The sequence below is a fragment of the Pseudomonas cyclaminis genome, assembly GCF_015163715.1.
In the GTDB taxonomy this organism is placed as follows: domain Bacteria; phylum Pseudomonadota; class Gammaproteobacteria; order Pseudomonadales; family Pseudomonadaceae; genus Aquipseudomonas; species Aquipseudomonas cyclaminis.
Map to the genome: position 1 here is coordinate 1 of NZ_JADDUM010000115.1, position 22,893 is coordinate 22,893.

The 22,893-nt window shown below is 60.6% G+C and carries 20 protein-coding genes, 1 tRNA gene and 3 pseudogenes; 14 read left to right on the forward strand and 10 right to left on the reverse strand.

What is annotated here, in order from left to right:
• Positions 1-125 precede the first annotated feature (125 nt).
• Entirely contained in the window at positions 126-344 is a 219-nt protein-coding gene (locus IQK56_RS15680; RefSeq protein ID WP_193862207.1) for a hypothetical protein, read from the forward strand.
• A 155-nt stretch (positions 345-499) separates the two neighbouring features.
• Positions 500-823, forward strand: a complete 324-nt coding sequence (locus IQK56_RS15685; RefSeq protein ID WP_193862206.1) for a hypothetical protein — start codon at positions 500-502, stop codon at positions 821-823.
• 78 nt (positions 824-901) lie between these two features.
• Here IQK56_RS15685 and IQK56_RS15690 read toward each other — a convergent pair whose 3' ends face one another.
• Positions 902-1,159 carry a hypothetical protein gene (locus tag IQK56_RS15690; RefSeq protein ID WP_150762500.1) on the reverse strand — a complete coding sequence of 86 codons (258 nt, stop codon included), beginning with the start codon at positions 1,157-1,159 and terminating at the stop codon, positions 902-904.
• Between the two features lie 639 nt (positions 1,160-1,798).
• On the opposite strand from IQK56_RS15690, the gene IQK56_RS15695 reads away from it, so the two are divergent.
• Entirely contained in the window at positions 1,799-4,384 is a 2,586-nt protein-coding gene (locus IQK56_RS15695; RefSeq protein WP_193862205.1) for an autotransporter family protein, read from the forward strand.
• A gap of 90 nt (positions 4,385-4,474) precedes the next feature.
• Here IQK56_RS15695 and IQK56_RS15700 read toward each other — a convergent pair.
• Both IQK56_RS15700 and IQK56_RS15705 read right to left on the reverse strand, forming a co-directional pair.
• Positions 4,475-5,061 (reverse strand): annotated as a pseudogene (locus tag IQK56_RS15700) (hypothetical protein).
• A 16-nt stretch (positions 5,062-5,077) separates the two neighbouring features.
• Positions 5,078-5,689 (reverse strand): hypothetical protein, encoded by a 612-nt coding sequence (locus tag IQK56_RS15705; protein ID WP_193862203.1) that lies wholly within the window; start codon positions 5,687-5,689, stop codon positions 5,078-5,080.
• 173 nt (positions 5,690-5,862) lie between these two features.
• Here IQK56_RS15705 and IQK56_RS15710 point away from each other — a divergent pair, with 173 nt between their 5' ends.
• Genes IQK56_RS15710 through IQK56_RS15725 form a run of 4 tightly spaced genes read left to right on the forward strand, consistent with a single transcriptional unit; the run spans position 5,863 to position 8,201 of the window.
• Entirely contained in the window at positions 5,863-6,444 is a 582-nt protein-coding gene (locus tag IQK56_RS15710) for a hypothetical protein (RefSeq protein ID WP_122307421.1), read from the forward strand.
• A 37-nt stretch (positions 6,445-6,481) separates the two neighbouring features.
• Positions 6,482-7,162: a CsgG/HfaB family protein gene (locus IQK56_RS15715; RefSeq protein ID WP_122307422.1), complete on the forward strand. Its 681-nt coding sequence runs from the start codon at positions 6,482-6,484 to the stop codon at positions 7,160-7,162.
• A 29-nt stretch (positions 7,163-7,191) separates the two neighbouring features.
• Positions 7,192-7,554, forward strand: a complete 363-nt coding sequence (locus tag IQK56_RS15720; RefSeq protein WP_193862202.1) for a DUF4810 domain-containing protein — start codon at positions 7,192-7,194, stop codon at positions 7,552-7,554.
• Positions 7,551-8,201 carry a DUF799 domain-containing protein gene (locus IQK56_RS15725; RefSeq protein WP_032884857.1) on the forward strand — a complete coding sequence of 217 codons (651 nt, stop codon included), beginning with the start codon at positions 7,551-7,553 and terminating at the stop codon, positions 8,199-8,201. Before IQK56_RS15720 ends, IQK56_RS15725 begins: the two co-directional genes overlap by 4 nt.
• Positions 8,202-8,282: 81 nt before the next feature.
• Here the strand turns inward: IQK56_RS15725 and IQK56_RS15730 are convergent, their stop codons facing one another.
• Positions 8,283-10,064, reverse strand: coding sequence for a M10 family metallopeptidase C-terminal domain-containing protein (locus IQK56_RS15730; protein ID WP_150762492.1), 1,782 nt, complete (start codon positions 10,062-10,064; stop codon positions 8,283-8,285).
• On the reverse strand, positions 10,061-10,354 hold the full coding sequence (locus IQK56_RS15735) for a hypothetical protein (protein WP_150677254.1): 294 nt from the start codon (positions 10,352-10,354) through the stop codon (positions 10,061-10,063). The genes IQK56_RS15730 and IQK56_RS15735 overlap by 4 nt, the downstream gene beginning before the upstream one ends.
• Before the next feature lie 110 nt (positions 10,355-10,464).
• Between IQK56_RS15735 and IQK56_RS15740 the strand changes: the two genes are divergently transcribed.
• The 3 genes from IQK56_RS15740 (at position 10,465) to IQK56_RS15750 (ending at position 13,436) form a co-directional block, all read left to right on the forward strand.
• Positions 10,465-12,108 carry a vWA domain-containing protein gene (locus tag IQK56_RS15740; protein WP_193862201.1) on the forward strand — a complete coding sequence of 548 codons (1,644 nt, stop codon included), beginning with the start codon at positions 10,465-10,467 and terminating at the stop codon, positions 12,106-12,108.
• Between the two features lie 153 nt (positions 12,109-12,261).
• Positions 12,262-12,834 (forward strand): RNA polymerase sigma factor, encoded by a 573-nt coding sequence (locus IQK56_RS15745; RefSeq protein ID WP_122307424.1) that lies wholly within the window; start codon positions 12,262-12,264, stop codon positions 12,832-12,834.
• On the forward strand, positions 12,831-13,436 hold the full coding sequence (locus IQK56_RS15750; protein WP_193862200.1) for a hypothetical protein: 606 nt from the start codon (positions 12,831-12,833) through the stop codon (positions 13,434-13,436). Before IQK56_RS15745 ends, IQK56_RS15750 begins: the two co-directional genes overlap by 4 nt.
• A 46-nt stretch (positions 13,437-13,482) precedes the next feature.
• Here IQK56_RS15750 and IQK56_RS15755 read toward each other — a convergent pair whose 3' ends face one another.
• Positions 13,483-14,514 (reverse strand): SDR family oxidoreductase, encoded by a 1,032-nt coding sequence (locus IQK56_RS15755; RefSeq protein WP_150762538.1) that lies wholly within the window; start codon positions 14,512-14,514, stop codon positions 13,483-13,485.
• A 116-nt stretch (positions 14,515-14,630) separates the two neighbouring features.
• Between IQK56_RS15755 and IQK56_RS15760 the strand changes: the two are divergent.
• A pseudogene (locus IQK56_RS15760) lies at positions 14,631-15,496 on the forward strand (LysR family transcriptional regulator).
• Between the two features lie 42 nt (positions 15,497-15,538).
• Here IQK56_RS15760 and IQK56_RS15765 read toward each other — a convergent pair.
• Positions 15,539-16,173: pseudogene (locus IQK56_RS15765) on the reverse strand (LysE family translocator).
• Between the two features lie 424 nt (positions 16,174-16,597).
• Here IQK56_RS15765 and IQK56_RS15770 point away from each other — a divergent pair.
• A complete protein-coding gene (locus tag IQK56_RS15770) occupies positions 16,598-17,452 on the forward strand; it encodes a zinc-binding dehydrogenase (protein ID WP_246500235.1) in 855 nt (284 codons plus the stop codon).
• 50 nt (positions 17,453-17,502) lie between these two features.
• Here the strand turns inward: IQK56_RS15770 and yddG are convergent, their stop codons facing one another.
• The 3 genes from yddG to IQK56_RS15785 form a co-directional block, all read right to left on the reverse strand.
• Positions 17,503-18,408, reverse strand: a complete 906-nt coding sequence (gene yddG / locus IQK56_RS15775; RefSeq protein WP_193862199.1) for an aromatic amino acid exporter YddG — start codon at positions 18,406-18,408, stop codon at positions 17,503-17,505.
• 103 nt (positions 18,409-18,511) lie between these two features.
• Positions 18,512-19,288 carry an AraC family transcriptional regulator gene (locus IQK56_RS15780; protein WP_193862198.1) on the reverse strand — a complete coding sequence of 259 codons (777 nt, stop codon included), beginning with the start codon at positions 19,286-19,288 and terminating at the stop codon, positions 18,512-18,514.
• A 181-nt stretch (positions 19,289-19,469) separates the two neighbouring features.
• A tRNA-Arg gene (locus tag IQK56_RS15785) sits at positions 19,470-19,546 on the reverse strand.
• Positions 19,547-19,915: 369 nt separating this feature from the next.
• Between IQK56_RS15785 and gabD the strand changes: the two genes are divergently transcribed.
• Both gabD and gabT read left to right on the forward strand, forming a co-directional pair.
• Positions 19,916-21,358 carry an NADP-dependent succinate-semialdehyde dehydrogenase gene (gene gabD, locus IQK56_RS15790; protein WP_122757712.1) on the forward strand — a complete coding sequence of 481 codons (1,443 nt, stop codon included), beginning with the start codon at positions 19,916-19,918 and terminating at the stop codon, positions 21,356-21,358.
• Between the two features lie 183 nt (positions 21,359-21,541).
• Complete coding sequence (gene gabT, locus IQK56_RS15795) at positions 21,542-22,819, forward strand: 4-aminobutyrate--2-oxoglutarate transaminase (RefSeq protein WP_032884867.1); 1,278 nt, start codon at positions 21,542-21,544, stop codon at positions 22,817-22,819.
• Positions 22,820-22,893: the final 74 nt, after the last annotated feature.

The window sequence follows — 22,893 nt, forward strand, 5'->3', positions numbered from 1 at the left end:
GGTCAGACCACGATTAGTGCACCAATGTATATTGGTGGTCTGACTCCTATTTCTGCTATTTCTGTGACCCCTATTTCTTCATAAGGTGGAAAAGAAACCGTGTATTTACATAGCAAGGAGTGGCCATGAGAAAAAATGAACCCTGGTGGGTAGCTGTTTATCTGCCTTGCGCCTCGGCGTTAGCGCTAGTGTCTATGTGTGCATTTTTTCAGATAGCGGGTTATTGGCTGAGTGGTGGTGAGGATATTATTAGCCTCTTGGAGGCGCATGCATTGTTCTATCTGCAAATGGCCGTGGCTGGATTTGCTTTAGGTCTCGTGCTTTGGTTTTTTAATGTCCGTTAGTGTTCCTGTAATAGAAGAGACATCTTGGTTAGGGTGTGACGCTGACCGGTGATCTATTAATTTAAACTGGCTCACTGTTGTTTAGTGCATGGGACTGGTTACCACAACCCGGATAATCGGCGCGCTGAGTTATTTTCTCTCTTCAAGGATGATCGATGAATCCCCGTATTCCCACACTACTGGCGCGCACGTTGAGTATCGGCTGTCGAGTCGCGCAAGGGTTGTGCCTGCTGGTAATGGCCGTCAGTGCCACTGCGTTCATGCTGGTCTGGGTCTACTTCGATAGGCGTGCGTCAATGTTGGGCTCGGCGGCGGCCGGTGTTCTGTGGTGCGCCATCGGGCTGTTGTTCGCGTTTGTGTTTGAACAGCCTCGCACGCCGCGGGCAACGGTGCGATTTATGGTCAGTCGGGTTGCTGCGGTGGTGGTGCTCGCAGCAGCGGCCGCCTATGTGGTCGGCCGGTTTTGGATTGAGCCCTAGCCCATTGCGAGTCGCCCGGGTCATCGGCACGCCTTGCAGGCAATGACGGGATGGGCGGCACAGGCCGCCCGGTTTAACTCACGCCGGGTTGGCGTTGAGCCTGCGACTGATCGCATCCAACAAATCACAACCGTCACGCAACGGAATCGCCAGCAGATGGGCGAAGTCCTGCAGCACTACGGCGTCGCTGCTGAGCTGTTCGCGAAAGGCCAGGTTTTCCAGCAGTTGGGTGACGGCTTGGATGCGGTGCACAGCGGCGTCATGAAGCACGTCGAGGGGCGCCTGGGTGTCGATAAGCAGGGCGGGAACGGTGCAGTCGTGGCCGGTCAGGGGCATGTAGCGGTTCATAGGTAAAAACCTCGGTCAGTAGAGTGAGGCTGTCACCTATCGTCGCCAAACGAATGGGTGACAGCTGTACGCAGGTTGGCGAACCGGGACCGAGTTCCGGCAGACCCGAAGGTCTCCCGCGCACAGCTGCCATAGAGAGCAGCAATGCGGGTACGGAAACTCCTGCAATCAAGCAGAAAGCTCTCGCATACGGTCAACGGATCGCCAAATCCGATCGCCCTGTTGGACGACGGCCGGACTATAAGCCCCCCGCCCAAACCCACGCAAGGCATAGCCCCCCCCGCCGACCCGGGCCCGCTCCCCGCTAACACCGCCGTATTGTGATCGACTACACATCTTTGCGACACAATCCCGAACCTTTTCGTACATTCGAAGGTCTGTAACCCCGCCCACCCGCACGCGGTCGGGCTGCATGGACTGCAGCGTTTTCAAAAACATTAAGGATTGATGTGAGCTTTTTCCCCTTATTCCCTTCTTCGCCACTGCCTTGTGCGGTGCGAATAGTCGCGCCTGTGTATTTCGCAAACGCGCCGAGGGCATGCCTCTGGGTCCTTTGACCCCTCACTCGATACACCTACTGCCGCCGGGCCTGTTGGCGGCTTTGACCTGTAGTTCATGGAGTTTGAAATGAAGCGTAAGCAGTTCCAGAAAAGCCTGTTGGCAATCATGGTCGGCGCCATCAGCACGCAGGTGCTCGCGGTGGAAGTGGACCTTGGAGCGGGCAAGACCCAGTTTGTCAGCGAGACCTACAACGAGTCGCTGATCCTCACCGGGCAAACCACCCAGGTGACCACACCGACCAGTGCGCCCCCTGCCGGGCTGGGTGTCGCTGATACCCACATCCAGGGTTCGTTGATCAACCGCGCTGACATCACGCTGAATGCCGACGGCTACACCGTGCGAGGCTTTGCCTTGGACCCGATGTACTGGACCGGCCCGCCCAACCTCAGCCCGGGCTCTGTCACCGGTGACGTGGTGCAGGCTGGCAACATCCTGATGAACAACGGTGGCGACGAAGGCCTGGAAATCGGCAAGACCAATATCGGCGGCAGCGTGATCAACTCCGGCACGATCATTTCAACGGCACCGTCGGCGCCTGCACCGCCGCCGTTCTACATTGGCGGGGGCGAGGGCATTTACCTGCACGGCACCACCATCGGCGGCGACGTGTCCAACACCGGCCTGATCGACATGGCTGGCGAAGGCGCGATTGGCATCGTGCTGGACCGCGACAACAACACCCCGACCACCATCGGCGGCAAGATCCTCAACTCCGGCACTGTCCGGGCGACAGGTGAAGGCGCCTGGGGCATCGAAGTGGAAACCGATACCAGCCCGCTGCGTATCGAAAACAGCGGCTTGATTTCTGCCAACGGCAATGACGCCAAAGGCATATTTTTTTATAACGGCACCATCGATTACATCCTCAACACCGGCACGCTTGAGGCCAAGGGCACCAATGCCAATGCCTTTGAGTTCCTGGAGGCCACCTTCGCCCAGAACAGCGCGAGCGGTTCGCGTGGCATCGTCAACCGTGGCACGGTCATCGCCGATGGCACGGCGATTCTGGTCGGCCCCGATCAAGTGTCATCGTTTGAGATCAACCAGCAAGCCGGCGAAATCCGTAGCAACGCCGGTACCGCCATCGATGCGCGCAACCTGGCAACCCTGAACTGGACCGGTGGCGACATCATCGGCGACGTGCTCAACCTGAGCGCGGTGAATATCGACGGCCAGGCGGGTTTCACCGGCAACCGCATCATCGCGCCGGTGTCGATCAACTCAGGCTCACTGAACCTCTCGGCCCCTGGCACCGCTATCACCGGCAATCTCAATGTGGCCAGCGGCGCGGGCATTGATATGCACCTGTCCGACAGCGTCGTGCCGACCACGCCGTACCTGACCGTCAACGGTGCCGCCACGTTTGCCCAGGCATCCAAGCTGACCGTCAGCGCCCAGCCAGGCGACTTCGCCAGCACTGATAACGGCACCCAATACACCCTGTTGCAAGCCACCAGCGTGCAAGACAACGGCTTGTCCGTGGGCAGCTCTTCAGCGCTGCTGGACGTGCTCAGCTATTCGTCCGATGCGCAAACGGTCAAGGCCGTGGTGGCGGTGAAAGACAACGTGCAAGTGCAGCAGGACCTGGCCGGTGTCGGTGCCAGTGCGTCGACCGCGACGGTGCTCAATACCTTCAAGAACGGCGTGCTGAGCCGACTCAGCGCGGACGATCAAGTCTTCCAGGCCCTGGCCAACGCCGGCACTGCGGAGCAACTGGCGCAGATCGGCGACCAGCTCAAGCCGGACGTCAACCGCGGTGCCCTCGACGTGGCGTTGTCCGGCCAAACCGTGGTCAACGGTGCGATCTTCAATCGCCTCACCGAGCAGCGCGCAGCCAAAAAAGCCGGCGGCGTGTGGGTGCAGGGCCTGAGCAGCAACATGGACCAGGATGGTCGCGGCGGCAGCAACGGTTATTCGGCCAACAGCAGCGGCATGGCGGTGGGTGTGGACAGCCGTGTGAGCGACACCACCACCCTGGGCGTGGCCTACAGCTACCTCAATTCGAATATCCATTCGGACCTGGGCAACAAGACCGACGTCGAAGGCCACGCGCTGTCGCTGTACGGTAACTGGTCGCTGCAAGACTGGTTTGTCGACGGCAGCCTCAGCTATGGCCACAACGAGAACGACAGCAAGCGCCACATCGCCGGCACCACGGCCAAGGGCAGTTACGACAGCAATGTGTTGTCGGCCAGCGTGATCGGCGGTTACAGCTTCAAGCCGTCGCAAGCGGTGGTGATCGAACCTCGCGTTGCCGCGCGTTATTCCAACGTGCGCATGGATGGCTACGACGAGAAAGGCTCTTCGGCCGCGCTGAGCACCCAGTCGCAGCGTTATGAAGTGGGTGAGTTGGGCGCGGGCGTACGCCTGGCCGGCAACCTGCCGATGGGCGCTGGCAGCTTGCAGCCGGAAGCGACCTTGATGGCCTATCACGACCTGATGGGTGACCGCGTGGCGCAAACCTCCAGCTTCGTGGCCGGTGGTTCGGCGTTTACCGTGACCGGTGCATCGGTGGCGCGTGACAGCTACGAGGCCAGTGTGGGTGTGAACTACCAGGTGTCGGACTTCAGCGTGGGCGCTGCCTACACGCGTCAGGCACGCAGTGGCTTTGATGCTGACGGCGTGATGCTCAAAGCGCGCTACGCCTTCTAAACGCAGCACTTCTGTAGTGAGCGGGCGGTGCGACGATTCGACAAGCCCGCTCACCACAAAAGCCCCTGTGGGCTGGTTGCCTTGGGTTGATCAGAGCAACTTGCGCTGCACCGCCTCATCCAACGTACTGCGCGTCAGCGCCTCGACCACTTCCCGCGTGTCGCTCTGGAACGGGAGGCCCACGATCAGCACCAGATGCATCCAGTGCGCACCGATTCGCTCTTTTTGACGCGGCCCAGTTCCTTGCCATCCTTGTCCTTGAACACCGTCTCCAGGGTGAAGATGTTTTTCGCCGTGGTCGGGATAACGAAGAACGTGAAACCGGTGATGAACGCCGACACCGGGCTATATTCCTCGTTGTTGTGCAGCGTGGCGTCCACGTAGATGTCCGAGTCGACCTTGTCGGTGCTCACCCGCGAAAAACGCTGGGAGTCACGATACGAATCGGCCACGGCTTTTTCCCACAGAACCACCGGTGCGCCGATGGCTGCGTTGCCCGGGCCGCCGTTGACGTGGTTCTGCGCGGTGGTGTGCACATACGCCGTGGGCTTTTGCTCCGGTGCGTTGGCGGTCGGTGGCCAGGTCTGTACGGCGGGCAGTTCGTGCTGCGAGTAGGACACGCAACCGGTCAGCAAGACCGCTGCGAGTACCAGGCTGTGTTTGATCAATCCTTTCATGCTTCGCTCCTTGAAATTACGGTTTGGCCAGGTTGGCAGTGGCGGTGTCGAGCAGTTGCCCGACCAGTTTGGTCAGCTGTTGGCCGCCCATTGAAGGCGCCCAATATTGGCCGCTGTAAAGTCCGACGTTGTGCTCGAACTTGATCGAGTCCTTGGCCTTGGCCAGCTCTTTACCAGTGCGGTCGACAATCACCAGATCGCCGGCCACCTCGAAGCTGTCGACGTAGATCGGGCCGTTGACCCAGATCCAGATGGTCAGCGTCAGCAGCGCGCCGGGCACGTACGCCGGGTGCGGTGCGCGATGGCCTTTGAGGGCGGTCATGTTGAATTTCAGCGTCACGTCCTGCTCGCCCAGGCGTACCGGGTACTCGGTGACTTGCTTGAAGTAACCCGCCGTGCGCACGTACTGGGTGATCTGGGCCGTCAGGGAGCTGCTGATGGCAGCCTTGTTGGCCTCGTTGACGTCGGCGGCGCTCACCGCCACATCAGCAATTTGCGCACTGCGCGTGCTGCTGACAGCTACGGGGTGGAGCGGGGCGGCGATAGGGCCGGTGACGGTGTAGGAAACGCAGCCGGTCATCGACAGCGCGGTGAGCAGGGCCGAAGCCCGGAGGAAAACTTTAAACACGCAATATCCCTATTAATAAACAGACCCAACACAGTGTCTCGACCGGATGGTACACAACTTGAGAAATGTGCGGCGGCGCACGCAGGCGACCAAAAGCCCTTGAGAAGCCCTCTCAACTCCGTAAAATGCGCCGATTGTTTAAAGCACGATACTTTTCAGGGACGAATTCAGACATGCGCGCGTTTGCCGTATTCCTCGTTGCCTGCCTGATGGCAGGCTGCGCCTCCAAGCCGGATTACTATATTTCTCCGGCGCCGGTGACCATTCCCAAGACTGCCACTTACTGGCTCGATACCTTCGATGTTGAGGTGGTGGGCAAAAACGAGCGCTTTTTGCCGGATGACAAGGTGCGCCAGCAACTGGGCGTCGATCTGGTCGACCGCCTGCTCAGCGCCAAGCGTTATGCGACCAGCAAGGAAAAAGCTGACTATCTGCTGGATGTGAGCATCGTCTATACGCGCCATATCCCGGACTCCAAAGGCGGTCTCTCGACATTGATTGTCGATGACAACACCATTTTGGCCGCTGTCGATTTCAGCTATCAGGTCAAGGTCAAGAAGGGCGGCGGCGAGGTGCTGCATTTTGCCAAGACGCGTAACAACCTTGTGCCGGCTGGCGTAATGGGTGAAGCGCAAAAATGGAGGACCATGGGCGGTATCATCACCAACTCCGGTAACTCCAGCGTCGAGCGTTTTTATACCGGCGTTTTGAGTCGCGACATCGTCGATGACCTGCGCGCCATTCCTTCTCGTTAATGCTGTCTACACCGATTTCTCACTCCAGGAGCACTACGTGAAAACACTCTCCAAAATCCTGCTGTCAGGCCTCACCGCCGCAGCGCTGCTGACTGTGGCCGGTTGCGCCACCGAAAGCAATCGCGCCATGCCGGTGGAGCAAGTTGCCAGCGCCCACGTTGCCTATTCCGGCGTGCGCGTGCCGATTGCCGTAGGCAAGTTCGACAACCGCTCCAGCTACATGCGCGGCATCTTCTCCGATGGCGTCGACCGTCTCGGTGGCCAGGCCAAGACCATCCTCATCACCCACCTGCAGCAAACCAACCGCTTCAGCGTGCTGGACCGCGACAACATGGGCGAAATCTCCCAGGAAGCCGCGATCAAAGGCACCGCGCAGAAGCTCAAGGGCGCTGACTATGTGGTAACCGGCGACGTGACCGAATTCGGCCGCAAAGAAACCGGCGACCGCCAGCTGTTCGGCATCCTCGGCCGTGGCAAGACCCAAGTGGCCTACGCCAAAGTTGCACTGAATATCGTCAACATCAGCACCTCCGAAGTGGTGTATTCCACCCAGGGCGCCGGTGAATACGCGCTGTCCAACCGTGAAGTGGTCGGCTTCGGCGGCACAGCCAGCTACGACTCAACCCTCAATGGCAAGGTCCTGGACCTGGCCATGCGCGAAGCGATCAACCGCCTGGTCGACGGCATCAACGCCGGCGCCTGGAACCCGCGCAACTGATCAGCAACACCTCAAGGAGCAGTACACGGATGAGCAAGGCAGTGAAGTTGGCGCTGATGCTGACAGCAATCGTGGCAGTCGCCGGGTGCCACACGGCGCCCCAACCCCTGTATCAATGGGAAAGCTACCAGCCGCAGGTTTATGAGTACTTCAAGGGCGAGCCCAAGGAAGCGCAGGTCGAGGCATTGGAACGCGATCTGCAAAAGATCAACGCCAGTGGCCGCAAGGCGCCGCCGGGTTACCACGCGCACCTGGGCATGCTGTACCTGAGCATGGGCAAGGATGACCAGATGGTGCAGGAATTTCGCACCGAGAAGGCCCTGTTTCCTGAGTCCGCCGCCTACATGGACTTTCTGCTGAAAAACGCCAAGACCGGAGTGGCCACCAAATGAGCCTGTTAAAACTCACTGGCGCCCTGCTGGCCCTGGCTTTGCTCGGCGGTTGTGCGACGCCCAAGACCGTGGATTACACGGCTTATAAACAGGCGCGGCCGAAGTCGATCCTGGTGCTGCCACCGATCAACGAATCCCCGGAAGTGCAGGCCTCGTACAGCCTGGTCTCGCAAGTGACCTACCCGCTGGCCGAAGCCGGTTACTACGTGTTGCCGATTGCTCTGGTGGACGAAACCTTCCGCCAGAACGGTCTGACCACCGCCAACGATATCCAGGGCCTGGCGCCGACCAAGCTGCATGACATCTTTGGCGCGGACGCGGCGCTGTACATCACCGTCAGCGAGTACGGCACCAAGTACATGCTGATTACCAGCGACACCGCCGTGACCGCCTCGGCCAAACTGGTCGACCTGCGCACCGGCACCACCTTGTGGACCGGCACCGCACGCGCGTCCAGCGAGGAAGGCAACAACAACGGCGGTGGCCTGGTGGGCATGTTGATTACGGCGGCGGTCAAGCAGGTGATCAACAGTTCCACCGATGCAGCGCACCCGATTGCCGGTATCACCAGTGCGCGCCTGCTGTCGCCGGGGCAACGTGCGGGGATTTTGTACGGGCCGCGTAATCCGAAGTACGGTACGGACTGAGCACGCGGCATCGCTTGGAATATGGCCCTCCTCAACCTCGCGGTCGGGGAGGGCCGTTTTCAATACCTTGTGCGAATGCCGTTATGCCAGGCCATCGATATCTGTGGGTCTTATCGGTCGGGTGCTCTTCACCAGGAAGTCGGTCTTGCGATTCCCGGTTAGATCCACGCCTATAAAGTAGCGACCCGTTCGCGTGTTGTACTTCACTATCGTATCGCCGATACGGCCGGTGTAGGCCTCGACCAATGTAAAGGGTGAATTGGCTTCTTTACTCACTCCCGTCAGGTCGATCCTGTCCTTTGCGCTGACGAAATCCTTGAGCACTTGAGCATTGGAATAGGTCGACTCACTGGCCTTTTCAAAGAAGAAGCGTGCCTTCGGCGGTGTCGGCGTGACGGGCGGGGTCACCGGTGGGGTGATATCTGTACGGGTGTCGCGACGATGGTGAATCAGCGGTGGGGTGCTGACAACATCCCCAGGCTTGACCTGTCCGTGAGTCTTGATCAGCAAGTCGGCTGTCCCATTGCCATTCAGGTCGATGGACACCGATCCAGTGCCGCTTTTGGCATCGTAGGACAGCAGAGTGTCCCCGGCTTTGCCGGTTAACCTGTCGACAAAGTTCAGTGTCGTCGCTTTGGCGTTTTTTAAGGCGGCGTGCACGTTGATGGTGTCGGTGCCACTGGTGAAGTCCATGATGATATCGGGGGCTTGGGGGGTGGAGTCGCTCGCCTGGTTGTAGATGAAGGTGTTCGCACCGCCTCCTCCGCGTAATCGATCCGCGCCGCCCCCTCCTGTGAGTTGGTTATTGGCCGTGTTGCCGATCAGCGTATCCTGGCCTGAACCACCAATGGCATTTTCGATGGTGCAGTCCCTGGCGATGGAAAGATTGCCCTGGAACCCGCCGACATCGGAAAACGAGCCCGCCCTGAGGTTTATGACTTGATTGGCGCTGTAGCCCGATACATCCACGGTGTCGTTGCCTGCGCCGTCCCAAATGCAACCGACGAATTTGTCCTGGCTGGAACGCAGCGTGTAGTAATCACGCTGGGTGTTGGAGTTGAAGCCGTAGGTGTTGTCTTCTTTGCGAGTCTCGCGATTGACACCGTATTTTTGCTGGATGGCAGAGATGTCATCCATCATGGGGGCCTTGGGTTTGGCACCCAGGTTTTTGCCGCTGCTGCGGTCATTGAAATAGCTCATCGCCGTGTGCGCGCTTGAATCTTGAGCATAGACGCGTTGGTTCTCGTTGGCCGTGAAGGCGTAGACACCAGGGTGGCTTAACCCCAGGGCGTGCCCAATTTCATGGGTAATGACCACTCGTGTCGCCATCCGCGGGTTATAACGGGTTCTGCCACCCCCACCGCCATTGGGTGTTGGGTATGCGCCGTCCGCGCTCGGGACGTTGGCGATCTCAAACGTCAGCCTGCCTTCTGCTGCGCCACCGTTTTCGGTGAAGGCCAGATTGGCGACATCTCCCCAGGACTCAATGGAGCGCCGCGCTTCTTGTTTTTGCGTTTCGGTGAAGCGGCTATTGTTGAAAGAGTAAGAAATTTCTATCTTGTTATTTCTATTCTTGTCCTGCCAGGACGGCGTTCTGTGAGTGAGCTGCGCTATGGTTTGCTGTTTATCAAAAGCCCGCTTCCTTATCTTGGCGATGTGAGGATCGTCTGGGCGCAGTGAGGTGTCGTTGGCATCGCTGTCGCGGTAAGAGGGTGGGCTCTGTGGCCCACTGGGGTGAGAGTAATCGACCGTTCCCGAGTGCCGATGCGGTGTGGCCACTGCTGCGGGCGAAGCGGTGTTTTGTGTGATCGGCGAAATCACCTCGGGAGAGGGAAACAGGGAGACGCTGGCGGGTACTTTCATTGTAGTAATGACCTATGAATGGCTTGGCTTGGTCCTTTTTCAATGCATGTAGGCAATATCCATTTGCGGGCCGTTAAATTGGCATTGGCGTTATTGCGCTGCCAACCGTTTATGTGTCGCTGAATCAGCGTTTCCTGATGTTGCTCACATGGTGTTGCGCCCATTAATGTGTTTGCTTTTGTGTGGTTTCCATCCGAGGGCTGAGCCAGCGCCAGCGTGGTTATTTCCAGGTTGCGATTGGTTTCGAAAGCGCCGGGCAGACATAAAAAGTTAGATATATGGAGTGACACGGAGAAACACTTTCATAGGGCTTGCAGAAAAAGTACGGCGCTAAACCCGAACCCTGCATGCGTTGCGTCTGAAGGTATGAACGTAACATTCATGTCCGAGGTTCAGCCCAATGCTCCGTCCTGATCCGCTGCTTATGCGTCATGTCATTCAAGGCGTCGCACTCACCGCACTCGCGACGCTGGCTGGCTGCGAGCCGCACTCGCCGCGCGATAACGCCAGCTCCGTCGCCCTGGCGCCTGAGTCGCAATACCTGCCCGCCAGCACCGAAGGTGCCTTGGTGAAGCGAGCGGTAGCCCCTGCACCCAGAGTGTCTGGTTTGATGCGCAGTGATGCAGTGGCCATGGACTACCGCAGCGAACCCCGTGAGCAATACGCTAACCTGCCGGACAACCCGGTGCACCGCGTGGCCGAAACACCGGTCTCCACCTTCAGCGTCGATGTCGACACCGGCAGCTACGCCAACGTACGACGTTTCCTCAACCAAGGCAGTCTGCCGCCCGAAGGCGCTGTGCGATTGGAGGAAATGGTCAACTACTTCCCCTACCGCTACGCACTGCCCAGCGACGGCTCACCGTTTGGCGTAACCACCGAACTCGCTGCCACACCGTGGAACCCGCACACTCAACTGCTGCGCATCGGCATCAAGGCGTCCGACCGTGCCGTGGCGGAGCTGGCGCCGGCCAACCTGGTGTTCCTGGTGGACGTGTCCGGTTCCATGGACCGCCGTGAAGGCTTGCCGTTGGTGCAAGGCACGCTGAAATTGCTGGTGGATCAGTTGCGTGATCAGGACCGGGTTGCATTGGTGGTGTATGCCGGTGAGTCCCGCGTGGTGCTCAAGCCCACCTCGGGGCGCGACAAGGCCAAGATCCGCAATGCCATTGATCAACTCACCGCTGGCGGCTCCACCGCCGGTGCGTCCGGTATCCAATTGGCTTACCAGATGGCCCGCGAAGGCTTTATCGACAAGGGCATCAACCGCATCCTGCTGGCTACCGACGGTGACTTCAACGTGGGCATCAGCGACTTCGACAGCCTCAAGCAGATGGCCGCCGAGCAGCGTAAAAGCGGCGTCTCGCTGACCACCCTCGGCTTCGGTGTGGATAACTACAACGAACACCTGATGGAACAACTGGCCGATGCGGGCGACGGCAACTACGCCTACATCGACACCCTGCGCGAAGCCCGCAAAGTGCTGGTGGACCAACTCAGTTCCACCCTGGCCGTGGTGGCGCGGGATGTGAAACTTCAGGTGGAATTCAACCCGGCCCAGGTCAGCGAATATCGCTTGCTGGGCTATGAAAACCGCGCCTTGAAGCGTGAGGATTTCAACAACGACAAGGTCGACGCCGGCGAAATTGGCGCAGGGCATACCGTGACCGCGCTGTACGAAATCGTACCGAAGGGCGAGAAGGGCTGGTTGGAGCCGTTGCGCTACGCCAGCGCGCCTGCGGCCGAAGCTAAGTCCGATGAACTGGCGATGCTGCGCGTGCGCTACAAGCCTGCGGCAGGCGGTGATAGCCGCTTGATCGAGCGGCCTATCAGCCAAGACACCACCAAGGCCAGTGACGACCTGCGCTTCGCGGCGGCGGTAGCCGCCTTCGCCCAACAGCTCAAGGGCGATGGCCGCTACACTGGCAGCATGAGCTTGAAGGACACCGCCGCCCTGGCCCGCTCGGCGCGGGCCGATGACCCGTTCGGCCTGCGCAATGAATTCGTACAGCTGGTGGAATTGGCCCAAAGCCTCAAGCCCTGATCTCAAACACGATAAAGATCAAATGTGGGAGGGGGCTTGCCCCCGATGGCGGTTTATCAGTAACAGATGGGTTGACTGTTCAACTGCTACCGGTGGCAAGCCCTCTCCCACACTTAATCCTGCTTTGACTGACAGAAGGAGCTCTACACGTACATGGCTGTTCCCGATGATCCACCCAGCGACGAATCCCTGCTGGCCCGCTACCGCACCGGCGACGCCGCCGCGTTCGAAGTCTTGTATGCGCGGCATCGCCAGGGCCTTTACCGTTTCCTCGTATCCCTCTGCAACAAGGCCGAACTGGCCGAGGAGATCTACCAGGAAACCTGGCTCAGCCTGATTCGCAGCAACACCCAGCCACAAGGCCGGGCGAGCTTTCGCACGTGGTTGTTCCAGATTGCCCGCAACCGCCTGATCGACCACTGGCGCAAGCACGGCATCCATAACCCGCTGCACGACAGCTACGACGAGCAACTGCACGCCCAGGCCGACGACAGCGCCGGCCCCGAGCAACAGCTGAGCCTGAGCCGCGATCAGGCGCGCCTCGACACCGCCCTGCAAGCCTTGCCCGAAGACCAGCGCGAAGTCTTCCTGCTCCGCCTGCACGGCGACCTCGAAGTGCCCCAGATCGCCGCGCTCACCAACGCCCCGCTGGAAACCGTAAAAAGCCGCTTGCGCTACGCCTTGCAGAAACTGCGTCGTCTGCTGGCCGAAGAGGTACCTGTATGACCGACTCCCGACACACCCCAGACAATGACGACGAACTGCTCCAGCATTTTCGTCAACACAGCATGGGCGAGCCGCCCGCGTCCCTCGACGCCTTCATCCTCAACACCGCCCGCCGCGAAGCCCTGGCGCCGCAACCGAACCTGTGGCAACGCTGGCTGCAAGCCTGCCAACGCCCGCGCTGGCAAATGGCATTCGCCACCGTGGCAGGCCTGGCGTTGATGATCGGCGTGGTGATGCGCGAGCCGGTGCCGCAACCCGAAATCTCCACGGCGACGTTCTCCGCCTTGCACGAAGAAACCGCCCGGCCGGCACCTCAGGCGTTATCCGCCCCAGCACCGATGGCCCGCATCGCCGCCGCGCCCAAGGCCGAAAGTGCGCCGGTTCAGGCTGAAATTGCCGGCGCGATGGCGGATCAGTCCATGGCAAAAATGAGCAAGCGCGCACCGGTTGCCCTGCCTTCGTTGGAGGAGGGGCTGCGGGAAATTATCCGGTTGCGTGAAGCGGGGCAAACCAAAGCGGCGGACGAACAGTTGCTGGCGTTGCACAAACGCTTTCCCAAGGAAGATCTGCCGGTACGCCTGGAGGCGCTGCAAAAGCGTTGAGCTGGTGCCCACAAAAAAGCCCCAGGCCTGTCGGCCTGGGGCTTTTTCACACCCCGCCGTACTGCTGGTGCCAAGCCACCGTATCGGTGACGGTCTGCTCCAGCGCACGAAAGCTCAGACCAAGCTCCTTTTCACTCTTGCGGTGGTTGAACGAGGTGCGGTGCTCCTCGCGTATCAACAGCCGCAGGGTCGCCATGCTCAGCAAAATGGGTTTACCGGTGAGGTAGGCGTAGGTCTCTTGCACGGCGGCCAACAGGTAGAGCACGGGCAGTGGCAGTTGTCGGGACGGTGTTTTCACATCGGCAATACGTCCCAGCAGCGGGACTAACTGGCGCATGGTCAAGTTGCGGCCGGCCGCGAGATAACGTTCGCCGCGTCGCCCGTACTGGGCGGCAGCAATGTGTGCCAAGGCCACATCGCGGGCGTCGACCAGCGAAAAGGTGCCGGGGATCAGCCCCGGCAGCTTGCCATTGATCACGTCCTTGACCAATTGCCCCGAGGACGTCGGCCCACGGTCGCCCGGCCCCCACATCCAGCCAGGCAGTACCATACACGCGCCCATCCGGGGATGGGTTTGCAGAAACCTCATCACTTCACGCTCAGCGAGGATTTTGCTGCGGTAGTAGTCATCCGCATCGGCTTCGGCGCGCAGGCACGTCTCATCGATGGGCGTACCGGGTGCGCCGTCGAGCACGGCAATCGAAGAGGTGTGCACAAACCGTCTGACCCCTGCGTCGTAGGCATGCTGGAGCAATGCGCGTGTGCCGGTCACGTTGATCCTTTCGAGCGCGTCCCAGTGGCTGCCGCCCTTGTAGTTATCGCGAAAGAACGCCGCGCAGTGAAACACCGTGTCGCAGCCCTGCAGCGCCGACGCAAAGGCGCCGACATCGGCCATGTCGCCCACCACCCATTCCACCCCCGGCAGGTCACTGAACTGCTGTTCAGCCTTGGTTTGCGAGCGCACCAGGGCCTTGACCGCGTAGCCGCGTGCAACCAACTCGCGGACCAGGTTGTTGCCCAGCAAACCTGTGGCTCCGGTCACGAACGTACTGTGCAGACGGTGGGGATTTGAGTTCATTCAGGCCATACCAAGTGTTTAGAAGGCCGCTAGATATACCGCTGAGACCACGCGTGAAAAACGGCGACTGCTGCATAATGGCTTTGCATATTTGCAGACCAGGGATGAGCACGGGTATGGCGTCGCAAGCAAATTGGGATGATCTTCGTCTGCTGTTGGCCGTGTCGCGGCGTGGCAGTTTTCTGCAAGCGGGTCAGTTGCTGGGGGTGGCGGCGTCCACCGTTTCCCGGCGCTTGACCCAATTGGAAGCCGCCCTGGGGGAGCCGCTGGTGGAGCGCGGCGTCGAGGGATGCTGGCTGACCTCGCGCGGGCAATCGTTGGTGGACGTCGCGCTGGCGGCCGAGGCCGCCTGCGCCGCCAGACGACGGTCGAGGGGGACGGGACGCAGGCCGCGCTGAGCGGCACGGTACGGGTGAGTGCCGGCGAAGGCTTTTCGGCCTCGATACTGGAAGCGGCCAATCGTTTTACCGCCCTGCACCCTGGCTGTGCCGTGGAATTACTGGTCACCACCGACTTTCACAAGATCGTGCGCGGCGTGGCTGACATCGCCGTGCGCACCGCGCATCTGGGCGAACCTTCGTTGATCTATCGAGCGCTGGGCACACTCGACTACGGCGTGTTCGCGCAGGCTGCTTACCTGCAGCGGTGCCCAGCGCACACCCCGGCCACGGCGGCCAGTATCGCCTTGCTGCCGCCGCTGGACCTGTTGCCGCCCATGCGCGCGGCGAAGGCGGCGGGGCTGGACCATGCCGCGATCCGCGTGAGTTCGTTCAGCGTGCAGCTTGAATCGGTGAGGCGCGGCATGGGCGTCGCGGTGCTGCCGCGTCTCCTGGCAGAGGGCCTGAGCGAAATTTTCCCGGAGATTGAACTGCCGTCGCTGGACGTCTACCTGGTCACCCGGCCCCAGGCGTTGAAACAGGCGCATATCCACGGGTTTTTCATCCTGCTGGAGCAGGTGTTGCGCGAGGCCCTGGCAGCATAGAAATCGACATAAAGCTCAAACTCCTCACTACAACAACCCGTCTCAACGCCGAGCATCGATGGCCATGCGCACCGCCAGGCCGGCCAGCACCGTGCCCATCAGCAGCGCTGGACCAACTGCCATACCGGCTTGCCCGCCAGGAACGCCGCGATGGAACCCGCCATGATCGCGATCACCGCGTTGACGCTCACGCTGATCATGATCTGGGTACAACCCAGCACGATGGACTGCATCAGCACACTGCCGTGGCCGGTGGGGGTGATGAACTGGGGCAGCAACGACAGGTACATCACCGCAACTTTCGGGTTCAACAGGTTGGTCACAAAACCCATCGTGAACAATTTGCGTGGCCCGTCGCGCGGCAGCTCACGCACATGAAACGCCGAGCGCCCGCCCGGCTTGAGCGCTTGCCAGGCCAGGTACAACAGGTAGAGCGCGCCGCCGAGCCTGAGCGCGTCATACGCATACGGCACCGTCATCAGCAGCGCGGTGATACCCAGCGCCGCACACAGCATGTACACGACAAAACCCAACGCCACACCGCCCAGCGAAATCAGCCCGGCCAGCGGCCCCTGGCAGATCGATCGCGAGATCAGGTAGATCATGTTCGGGCCGGGCGTGAGCACCATCCCGAGCGAAATCAGTCCATACGCCAGCAGGTTTGACAGTTCGGGCATGGGTTAACTCCTGTAGGTACTTCGTTGCGCGGGTTGGATGCGCCTGATGGTAGGGCGGTCGGAGGGCGCGCGTTAGATACAGATGGAAGGACAAAACGTCATACAGGCGCGGTGGGCTGATTTAGACCGCGAGACGCAACGTCTCAGCGTCTCGTCGCGGCCTCGTGCGCGCTGACATGGCGCGTCTCATTAGACCGCGATAACGGCCATCCCCGGATACCCATCGGCGCGCTCTAAAAAACGCCAGCCCAGGGTTTTTTGCGGACCTGGCACCGGCCTTGCTCTGGCTCTGGCAACCCGCCCGATGCGCCGGTACCCGCCGTTTCAAGGAGACTTCTCGATGAGCCTTTCGAACAACCCGCAACGCAGCATGCGTGCCGCTGTCTGGCACGGCCGTCAAGATATCCGCGTCTAAGACGTTCCCCTGCCCGTTTCGCCGCCTGCCGGTTGGGTGCAGATCCGCGTGCAAGGCTTCAGCGTCGGCGAACCGGTGGCGGCCGATGCCTGCCAGCATTGCGGCATCTGCTACTACTGCACCCACGGGCTGTACAACATCTGCGAGAACCTGGCCTTCACCGGCCTGATGAACAATGGCGCCTTCGCCGAGCTCGTCAACGTGCCGGCCAACCTGCTGTACAAATTGCCGGCGAACTTCCCGGCCGAAGCCGGGGCACTCATCGAGCCGTTGGCGGTGGGCATGCACGCGGTGAAAAAAGCCGGCAGCCTGCTCGGGCAAAACGTCGTGGTGGTCGGCGCCGGCACCATCGGCCTGTGCACCATCATGTGCGCCAAGGCGGCGGGCGCGGCGCAGGTGATCGCCCTGGAAATGTCCGGCGCGCGCAAAACCAAGGCCCATGAAGTGGGCGCGACCCACGTGCTCGATCCCAACCAATGCGACGCCTTGGCCGAAGTCCGCCGCCTCACGGGCGGGCTCGGTGCCGATGTCAGTTTTGAATGCATCGGCAACAAGCACACGGCCAAACTCGCCATCGACCTGATCCGCAAGGCCGGCAAATGCGTGCTGGTGGGGATCTTCGAAGAGCCCAGCGAATTCAACTTTTTCGAACTGGTGGCGACGGAAAAACAGGTGCTGGGGGCGCTGGCCTACAACGGCGAGTTCGCCGACGTGATCGCGTTTATTGCCGATGGCCGGCTGGATATCACGCCGCTGGTGACGGGGCGTATTCAGTTGGAGCAGATCGTCGGCCAGGGCTTCGAGGAACTGGTCAAAAACAAGGAACACAATGTGAAGATCATTGTGTCGCCGGCTCGGGTCTGAGGGGCGCAAGTGAGGCAGGATTCATTGTCTGCCTCCTTTGCCCGTCGAAATCACCCTGAGGTCGCGCGTGAGCGTGAAGTGGCGATGACCGCACCGCTGATGATCAACACCGCGGGAATCATCAGGATCGGCCTGGCATCGCTTTGCCCCATGGCGATCAGCAGCAGCGTGGAGAACAGCGGCGCCAGGTAAGACAGCGCGCCAAGCATCGACAGGTTGCCGTGCTTGGTCGCGTGGTCCCAGGCGAAAAAAGCCAGGCCGACCGGGCCCAGCCCCAGGCCGATGATTGCTCCCCACTGGCCTGGGTCCGGCCGCACCGTGGTTTCGAAAGCCAGATGGCAGAGCCCTCCAGCTACCGCCACCAGCCCGCAAATCCCCCCGATGATGCTGCTCGGAACATGGCTGAAGCGCCGATTGAACACCGAATAGATCGCCCAGACCCAGGCGCAGGCAAAGGCAGCGGCGTAACCCATCACCGGCATCGACGCACTGTCATTCCGCGCCCGCAACTGCATGATGAAGGCCGTCCCCGCTAAGCCGAGCAAAGCGCCGAGCAACTGGCGCTTGCGCAACGATTCGCCGGGGGCATAGCTCGACAACAGCACGATCAACAGCGGCCACAAAAAAGCAATCAGACTGGCTTCAGCCGCAGGTGCGGCTTTCAGGGCAAAGAAATACAACGCGTGATAAACGAAGATACCCGCAAACCCCGTTGCCCACACCGGCCAGGGCTGGCGCCAACTGCTGAACCCGGCAGCGCCACGCAGCCCCAGCATGCACAGGCTGGCCACGAACGCGACCGCGAAGCTCGACGCCAACAACTGAAAGGCCGGGATCCCGGCGGTCAAGGTGGTCAGGAGCGCCAAAGACGCCCACAAAAACACGGCAATCACCCCAATCAGCGTCGCACCGACGGCGCCCTTGGCAAGAGTGATGGATGGGTTGGAAGTGCTCATGCAAACCCCTCTGCGGATAAACCTCAAGCGGGAACAATAGAAAGCTCAGGCGAGCGAGTATTGATCAGACCCGCCAAAAAATTGTTCAGGGCTGCTATTTTTTTCAGTGGTGTCGCGCTTGTTTACGCACAGCGGCCGGCGTCATATCGCGCGCTTTCTTCAAGGCATGGGTTAACGCGCTCTGGTCGGCGTACCCGGCGCGATGCGCAATATCAATGATCGACAAAGACGTCTGGCGCAGCAGGTCAACGGCCAGATTCAAGCGCAAATTCGCGATATGCGCGAACGGGGTTGTATGCAGATGCTGCCCAAACAACACATATAATCGCCGTTCGCTGGTGCCCGCATAGCGCGCAATATCACGCACTGTCAGAGCGTTGCCCAGGTGCTGCTCAATATAGGCCAACGCCTTCGCGAGGATAAGCTGCCCAAGGTCATTTGGCGCCACGTCGGGCTGTAGCAAAGAGCCCAACAGCAACCGACTCCATGACTCGGCCATCGCAAGTGAACCGATCAACCGTGCCCCGTTGCTGCTGGCATAATCGAGCAAATGCCGTATATCCGGCCTGACCGCAAAAAAGCGCTTGTCATTGAGCAGGTCAAATTCCGCGGCAGCGCTTTTATGCGCTTCGCCACGGCCAGTGGGCACATCCACCACCAGGAAACTGTTATGGGTGTCGGCCAGAAAGGTATGCCGGGAGCCCGCAGAAATCACCACGCCCTGGCCCGCATCAACCTTGCCACCTCGCCCGTCGACTTCAATCTCCATCGACCCGGATTGGGAGAGCACTATTTGATGGAAGTCATGCTGGTGAAGCTCGACCTGACCGGAGTAGGAGCGTAGCCAGAGAGCGAAGGGTTGGGGGGTGGGGGTGCTCATCCGTGGGGGCTCCGGAGGGTGAGGGGGTATCGTACTTAGTGGTTTGTTTGGATGCCAGGCTATCGTTGGGTGGGATTTGCGGAGGGGAGGTAGTGGGGAGCTGCAGAAACAAGAAAGCCCGCACGGGGCGGGCTTCTTTGGGTGTTTCGTAGACTGTCTGAGACAGCCAGAAACTAGTATATGGTGCACCCGGCGGGATTCGAACCCACGACCCCTGCCTTCGGAGGGCAGTACTCTATCCAGCTGAGCTACGGATGCTTGTGCGGGCGACATCATACCCATGTCGACCTTGGGCGTCCATGCCGGTCTTTGGCCGCTTTCTGGTAGGAATTTCCTGAACAAAGGCCCTGCACCGCGCACCTGGGGAAACCGCGCTGAAACCCGCCTCCGCTACGCTGATCAGATAAACCCGGCAAATGCGCCGTTTTCGTTCTTTTTTTCGAACAGACTATTGCCCTGTACCCCCATTGATCCTAGGATTCGTTTGAGATTTCAAACGCTCTGTCTCCCGTGCGCATTTAACTTCCTCGCGTGCTGAGGCTGATTTCCCTGACGGCAGCCCACAAGGCGCCTTTCAACAACTCTAATTCGCTCCGCGTGCGCGCGGTGCTGTTAAGGAAAGCCGACATGCAGCTCAAAGATTCCCAGTTGTTCCGCCAACAAGCCTTTATCGATGGCGCTTGGGTCGATGCGGACAATGGTCAAACCATCAAGGTCAACAACCCTGCCACGGGCGAGATTCTCGGCACCGTGCCAAAGATGGGCGCCGCGGAAACCCGCCGTGCCATCGAAGCCGCCGACAAGGCCTTGCCGGCCTGGCGCGCACTGACTGCCAAGGAGCGCGCCAACAAGCTGCGCCGTTGGTTCGAACTTCTGATCGAAAACCAGGACGACCTCGGCCGCCTGATGACCCTCGAACAAGGCAAGCCGCTGGCTGAAGCCAAGGGCGAAATCGTCTACGCCGCGTCCTTTATCGAGTGGTTCGCCGAAGAGGCCAAGCGCATCTACGGTGATGTGATCCCCGGCCACCAGCCCGACAAGCGCCTGATCGTGATCAAGCAGCCAATCGGCGTGACCGCTGCCATCACCCCGTGGAACTTCCCGGCGGCCATGATCACCCGTAAAGCCGGCCCGGCCCTGGCCGCCGGTTGCACTATGGTGATCAAGCCTGCGTCGCAAACCCCGTTCTCGGCCCTGGCCCTGGTTGAGCTGGCGCACCGTGCTGGCATCCCGAAAGGTGTGTTGAGCGTGGTTACCGGCAGCGCCGGCGACATCGGCGGCGAGCTGACCAGCAACCCGATCGTGCGTAAATTGTCCTTCACTGGCTCGACCGAAATCGGTCGCCAGCTGATGGCCGAATGCGCCAAGGACATCAAGAAAGTCTCCCTGGAACTGGGCGGCAACGCGCCGTTCATCGTGTTCGACGACGCGGACCTGGATAAGGCCGTCGAAGGCGCGATCATTTCCAAGTACCGCAACAACGGCCAGACCTGCGTCTGCGCCAACCGCCTGTATATCCAGGATTCGGTGTACGACGCGTTCGCCGAAAAACTCAAGGTGGCCGTGGCCAAGCTCAAGATCGGCAACGGTCTGGAAGACGGCACCACCACCGGCCCGCTGATCGACGAAAAAGCCGTGGCCAAGGTTCAGGAACACATCGCTGATGCCCTGAGCAAAGGCGCGAAACTGTTGGCCGGTGGCAAGGTGATGGAAGGCAATTTCTTCGAGCCGACCATCCTGGTCGACGTGCCGAAAAACGCCGCTGTCGCCAAGGAAGAAACCTTCGGCCCACTGGCGCCGCTGTTCCGTTTCAAAGACGAAGCTGAAGTGATCGCGATGTCCAACGACACCGAGTTCGGCCTGGCCTCGTACTTCTATGCGCGTGACCTGGGCCGCGTGTTCCGTGTGGCTGAAGCCCTGGAATACGGCATGGTCGGCGTCAACACCGGGTTGATCTCCAACGAAGTGGCGCCGTTCGGCGGCATCAAGGCCTCGGGCCTGGGCCGTGAAGGCTCCAAGTACGGGATCGAGGATTACCTGGAAATCAAATACCTCTGCCTGGGCATCTAAGCCCCGGTTTGGCATGGCTGTAAACGCAAAGGGCACGAGAGCGCTGACCCTTTGCGTGTTTCGAGACGTTATTCGTAGTGGCCGGGAAAGCTGTGGCAGTCGATCATCGCATGCTGCCGTAGTTGCCTCCCCGCCACGTATTCCTTGAACCACGCCACCCGATGAGTGGCGAATGAGGACTTTATGAGCAAGACCAACGCATCCCTGATGAAACGCCGCGAAGCTGCTGTACCACGCGGTGTTGGCCAGATTCACCCGATCTTCGCCGAATCCGCGAAGAACGCCACCGTGACCGACGTTGAAGGTCGCGAGTTCATCGACTTCGCCGGCGGTATCGCCGTGCTGAACACCGGCCACGTGCACCCGAAAATCATCGCCGCCGTGACCGAGCAACTGAACAAGCTGACCCACACCTGCTTCCAGGTATTGGCCTACGAGCCGTACGTAGAAGTGTGCGAAAAGATCAACGCCAAGGTGCCAGGTGATTTCGTCAAGAAAACCCTGCTGGTCACCACCGGTTCCGAAGCCGTCGAAAACGCCGTGAAAATCGCCCGTGCTGCCACTGGCCGTGCTGGCGTGATCGCCTTCACCGGTGCTTACCACGGCCGCACCATGATGACCCTGGGTCTCACCGGTAAAGTCGTGCCTTACTCGGCCGGCATGGGCCTGATGCCTGGCGGCGTGTTCCGCGCGCTGTACCCGAACGAGCTGCACGGCGTGAGCGACGACGATTCCATCGCCAGCATCGAACGCATCTTCAAGAACGATGCCGAGCCGCGTGATATCGCTGCCATCATCATCGAGCCGGTACAGGGCGAAGGCGGTTTCTACGTCGCGCCTAAATCGTTCATGAAGCGCCTGCGCGAGTTGTGCGACAAGCACGGCATCCTGCTGATCGCCGACGAAGTGCAAACCGGTGCCGGCCGTACCGGTACCTTCTTTGCCATGGAACAGATGGGCGTTGCCGCCGACCTGACCACCTTCGCCAAATCCATCGCCGGTGGCTTCCCGCTGGCCGGTGTGTGCGGCAAGGCTGAATACATGGACGCCATCGCGCCAGGCGGCCTGGGCGGCACCTACGCCGGCAGCCCGATCGCCTGCGCCGCTGCGCTGGCGGTGATGGAGGTGTTCGAAGAAGAGCACCTGCTGGACCGCTGCAAGGCAGTGGGCGAGCGCCTGGTGACTGGCCTCAAGGCTATCCAGGCCAAGTACCCGGTGATCGGCGAAGTCCGTGCCCTGGGCGCGATGATCGCCGTCGAGCTGTTCGAAGATGGCGACAGCCACAAGCCGAACGCCGCGGCCGTTGCCTCCGTGGTGGCGAAGGCACGCGACAAGGGCCTGATCCTGCTGTCCTGCGGCACCTACGGCAACGTGTTGCGCGTACTGGTCCCGCTGACCTCGCCGGACGAGCAGTTGGACAAAGGCTTGGCGATCATCGAAGAGTGCTTCTCCGAGCTGTAAGCCCGGCGCCTTCCTCGATGTAAAAAACCCGCCTCGGCGGGTTTTTTTATGACGGCCACCCCTGAACCCTGTGG

Bases quoted from the DNA above. Each gene is read 5' to 3' on its own strand.
- IQK56_RS15730 (WP_150762492.1), bottom strand. From the start codon at position 10,064: ATGAAAGTACCCGCCAGCGTCTCCCTGTTTCCCTCTCCCGAGGTGATT.
- IQK56_RS15690 (WP_150762500.1), bottom strand. From the start codon at position 1,159: ATGCCCCTGACCGGCCACGACTGCACCGTTCCCGCCCTGCTTATCGAC.
- yddG (WP_193862199.1), bottom strand. From the start codon at position 18,408: ATGAGCACTTCCAACCCATCCATCACTCTTGCCAAGGGCGCCGTCGGT.
- IQK56_RS15695 (WP_193862205.1), top strand. From the start codon at position 1,799: ATGAAGCGTAAGCAGTTCCAGAAAAGCCTGTTGGCAATCATGGTCGGC.
- IQK56_RS15755 (WP_150762538.1), bottom strand. From the start codon at position 14,514: ATGAACTCAAATCCCCACCGTCTGCACAGTACGTTCGTGACCGGAGCC.
- gabD (WP_122757712.1), top strand. From the start codon at position 19,916: ATGCAGCTCAAAGATTCCCAGTTGTTCCGCCAACAAGCCTTTATCGAT.
- IQK56_RS15720 (WP_193862202.1), top strand. From the start codon at position 7,192: ATGAGCAAGGCAGTGAAGTTGGCGCTGATGCTGACAGCAATCGTGGCA.
- IQK56_RS15685 (WP_193862206.1), top strand. From the start codon at position 500: ATGAATCCCCGTATTCCCACACTACTGGCGCGCACGTTGAGTATCGGC.
- gabT (WP_032884867.1), top strand. From the start codon at position 21,542: ATGAGCAAGACCAACGCATCCCTGATGAAACGCCGCGAAGCTGCTGTA.
- IQK56_RS15680 (WP_193862207.1), top strand. From the start codon at position 126: ATGAGAAAAAATGAACCCTGGTGGGTAGCTGTTTATCTGCCTTGCGCC.
- IQK56_RS15710 (WP_122307421.1), top strand. From the start codon at position 5,863: ATGCGCGCGTTTGCCGTATTCCTCGTTGCCTGCCTGATGGCAGGCTGC.
- IQK56_RS15725 (WP_032884857.1), top strand. From the start codon at position 7,551: ATGAGCCTGTTAAAACTCACTGGCGCCCTGCTGGCCCTGGCTTTGCTC.
- IQK56_RS15745 (WP_122307424.1), top strand. From the start codon at position 12,262: ATGGCTGTTCCCGATGATCCACCCAGCGACGAATCCCTGCTGGCCCGC.
- IQK56_RS15740 (WP_193862201.1), top strand. From the start codon at position 10,465: ATGCTCCGTCCTGATCCGCTGCTTATGCGTCATGTCATTCAAGGCGTC.
- IQK56_RS15780 (WP_193862198.1), bottom strand. From the start codon at position 19,288: ATGAGCACCCCCACCCCCCAACCCTTCGCTCTCTGGCTACGCTCCTAC.
- IQK56_RS15750 (WP_193862200.1), top strand. From the start codon at position 12,831: ATGACCGACTCCCGACACACCCCAGACAATGACGACGAACTGCTCCAG.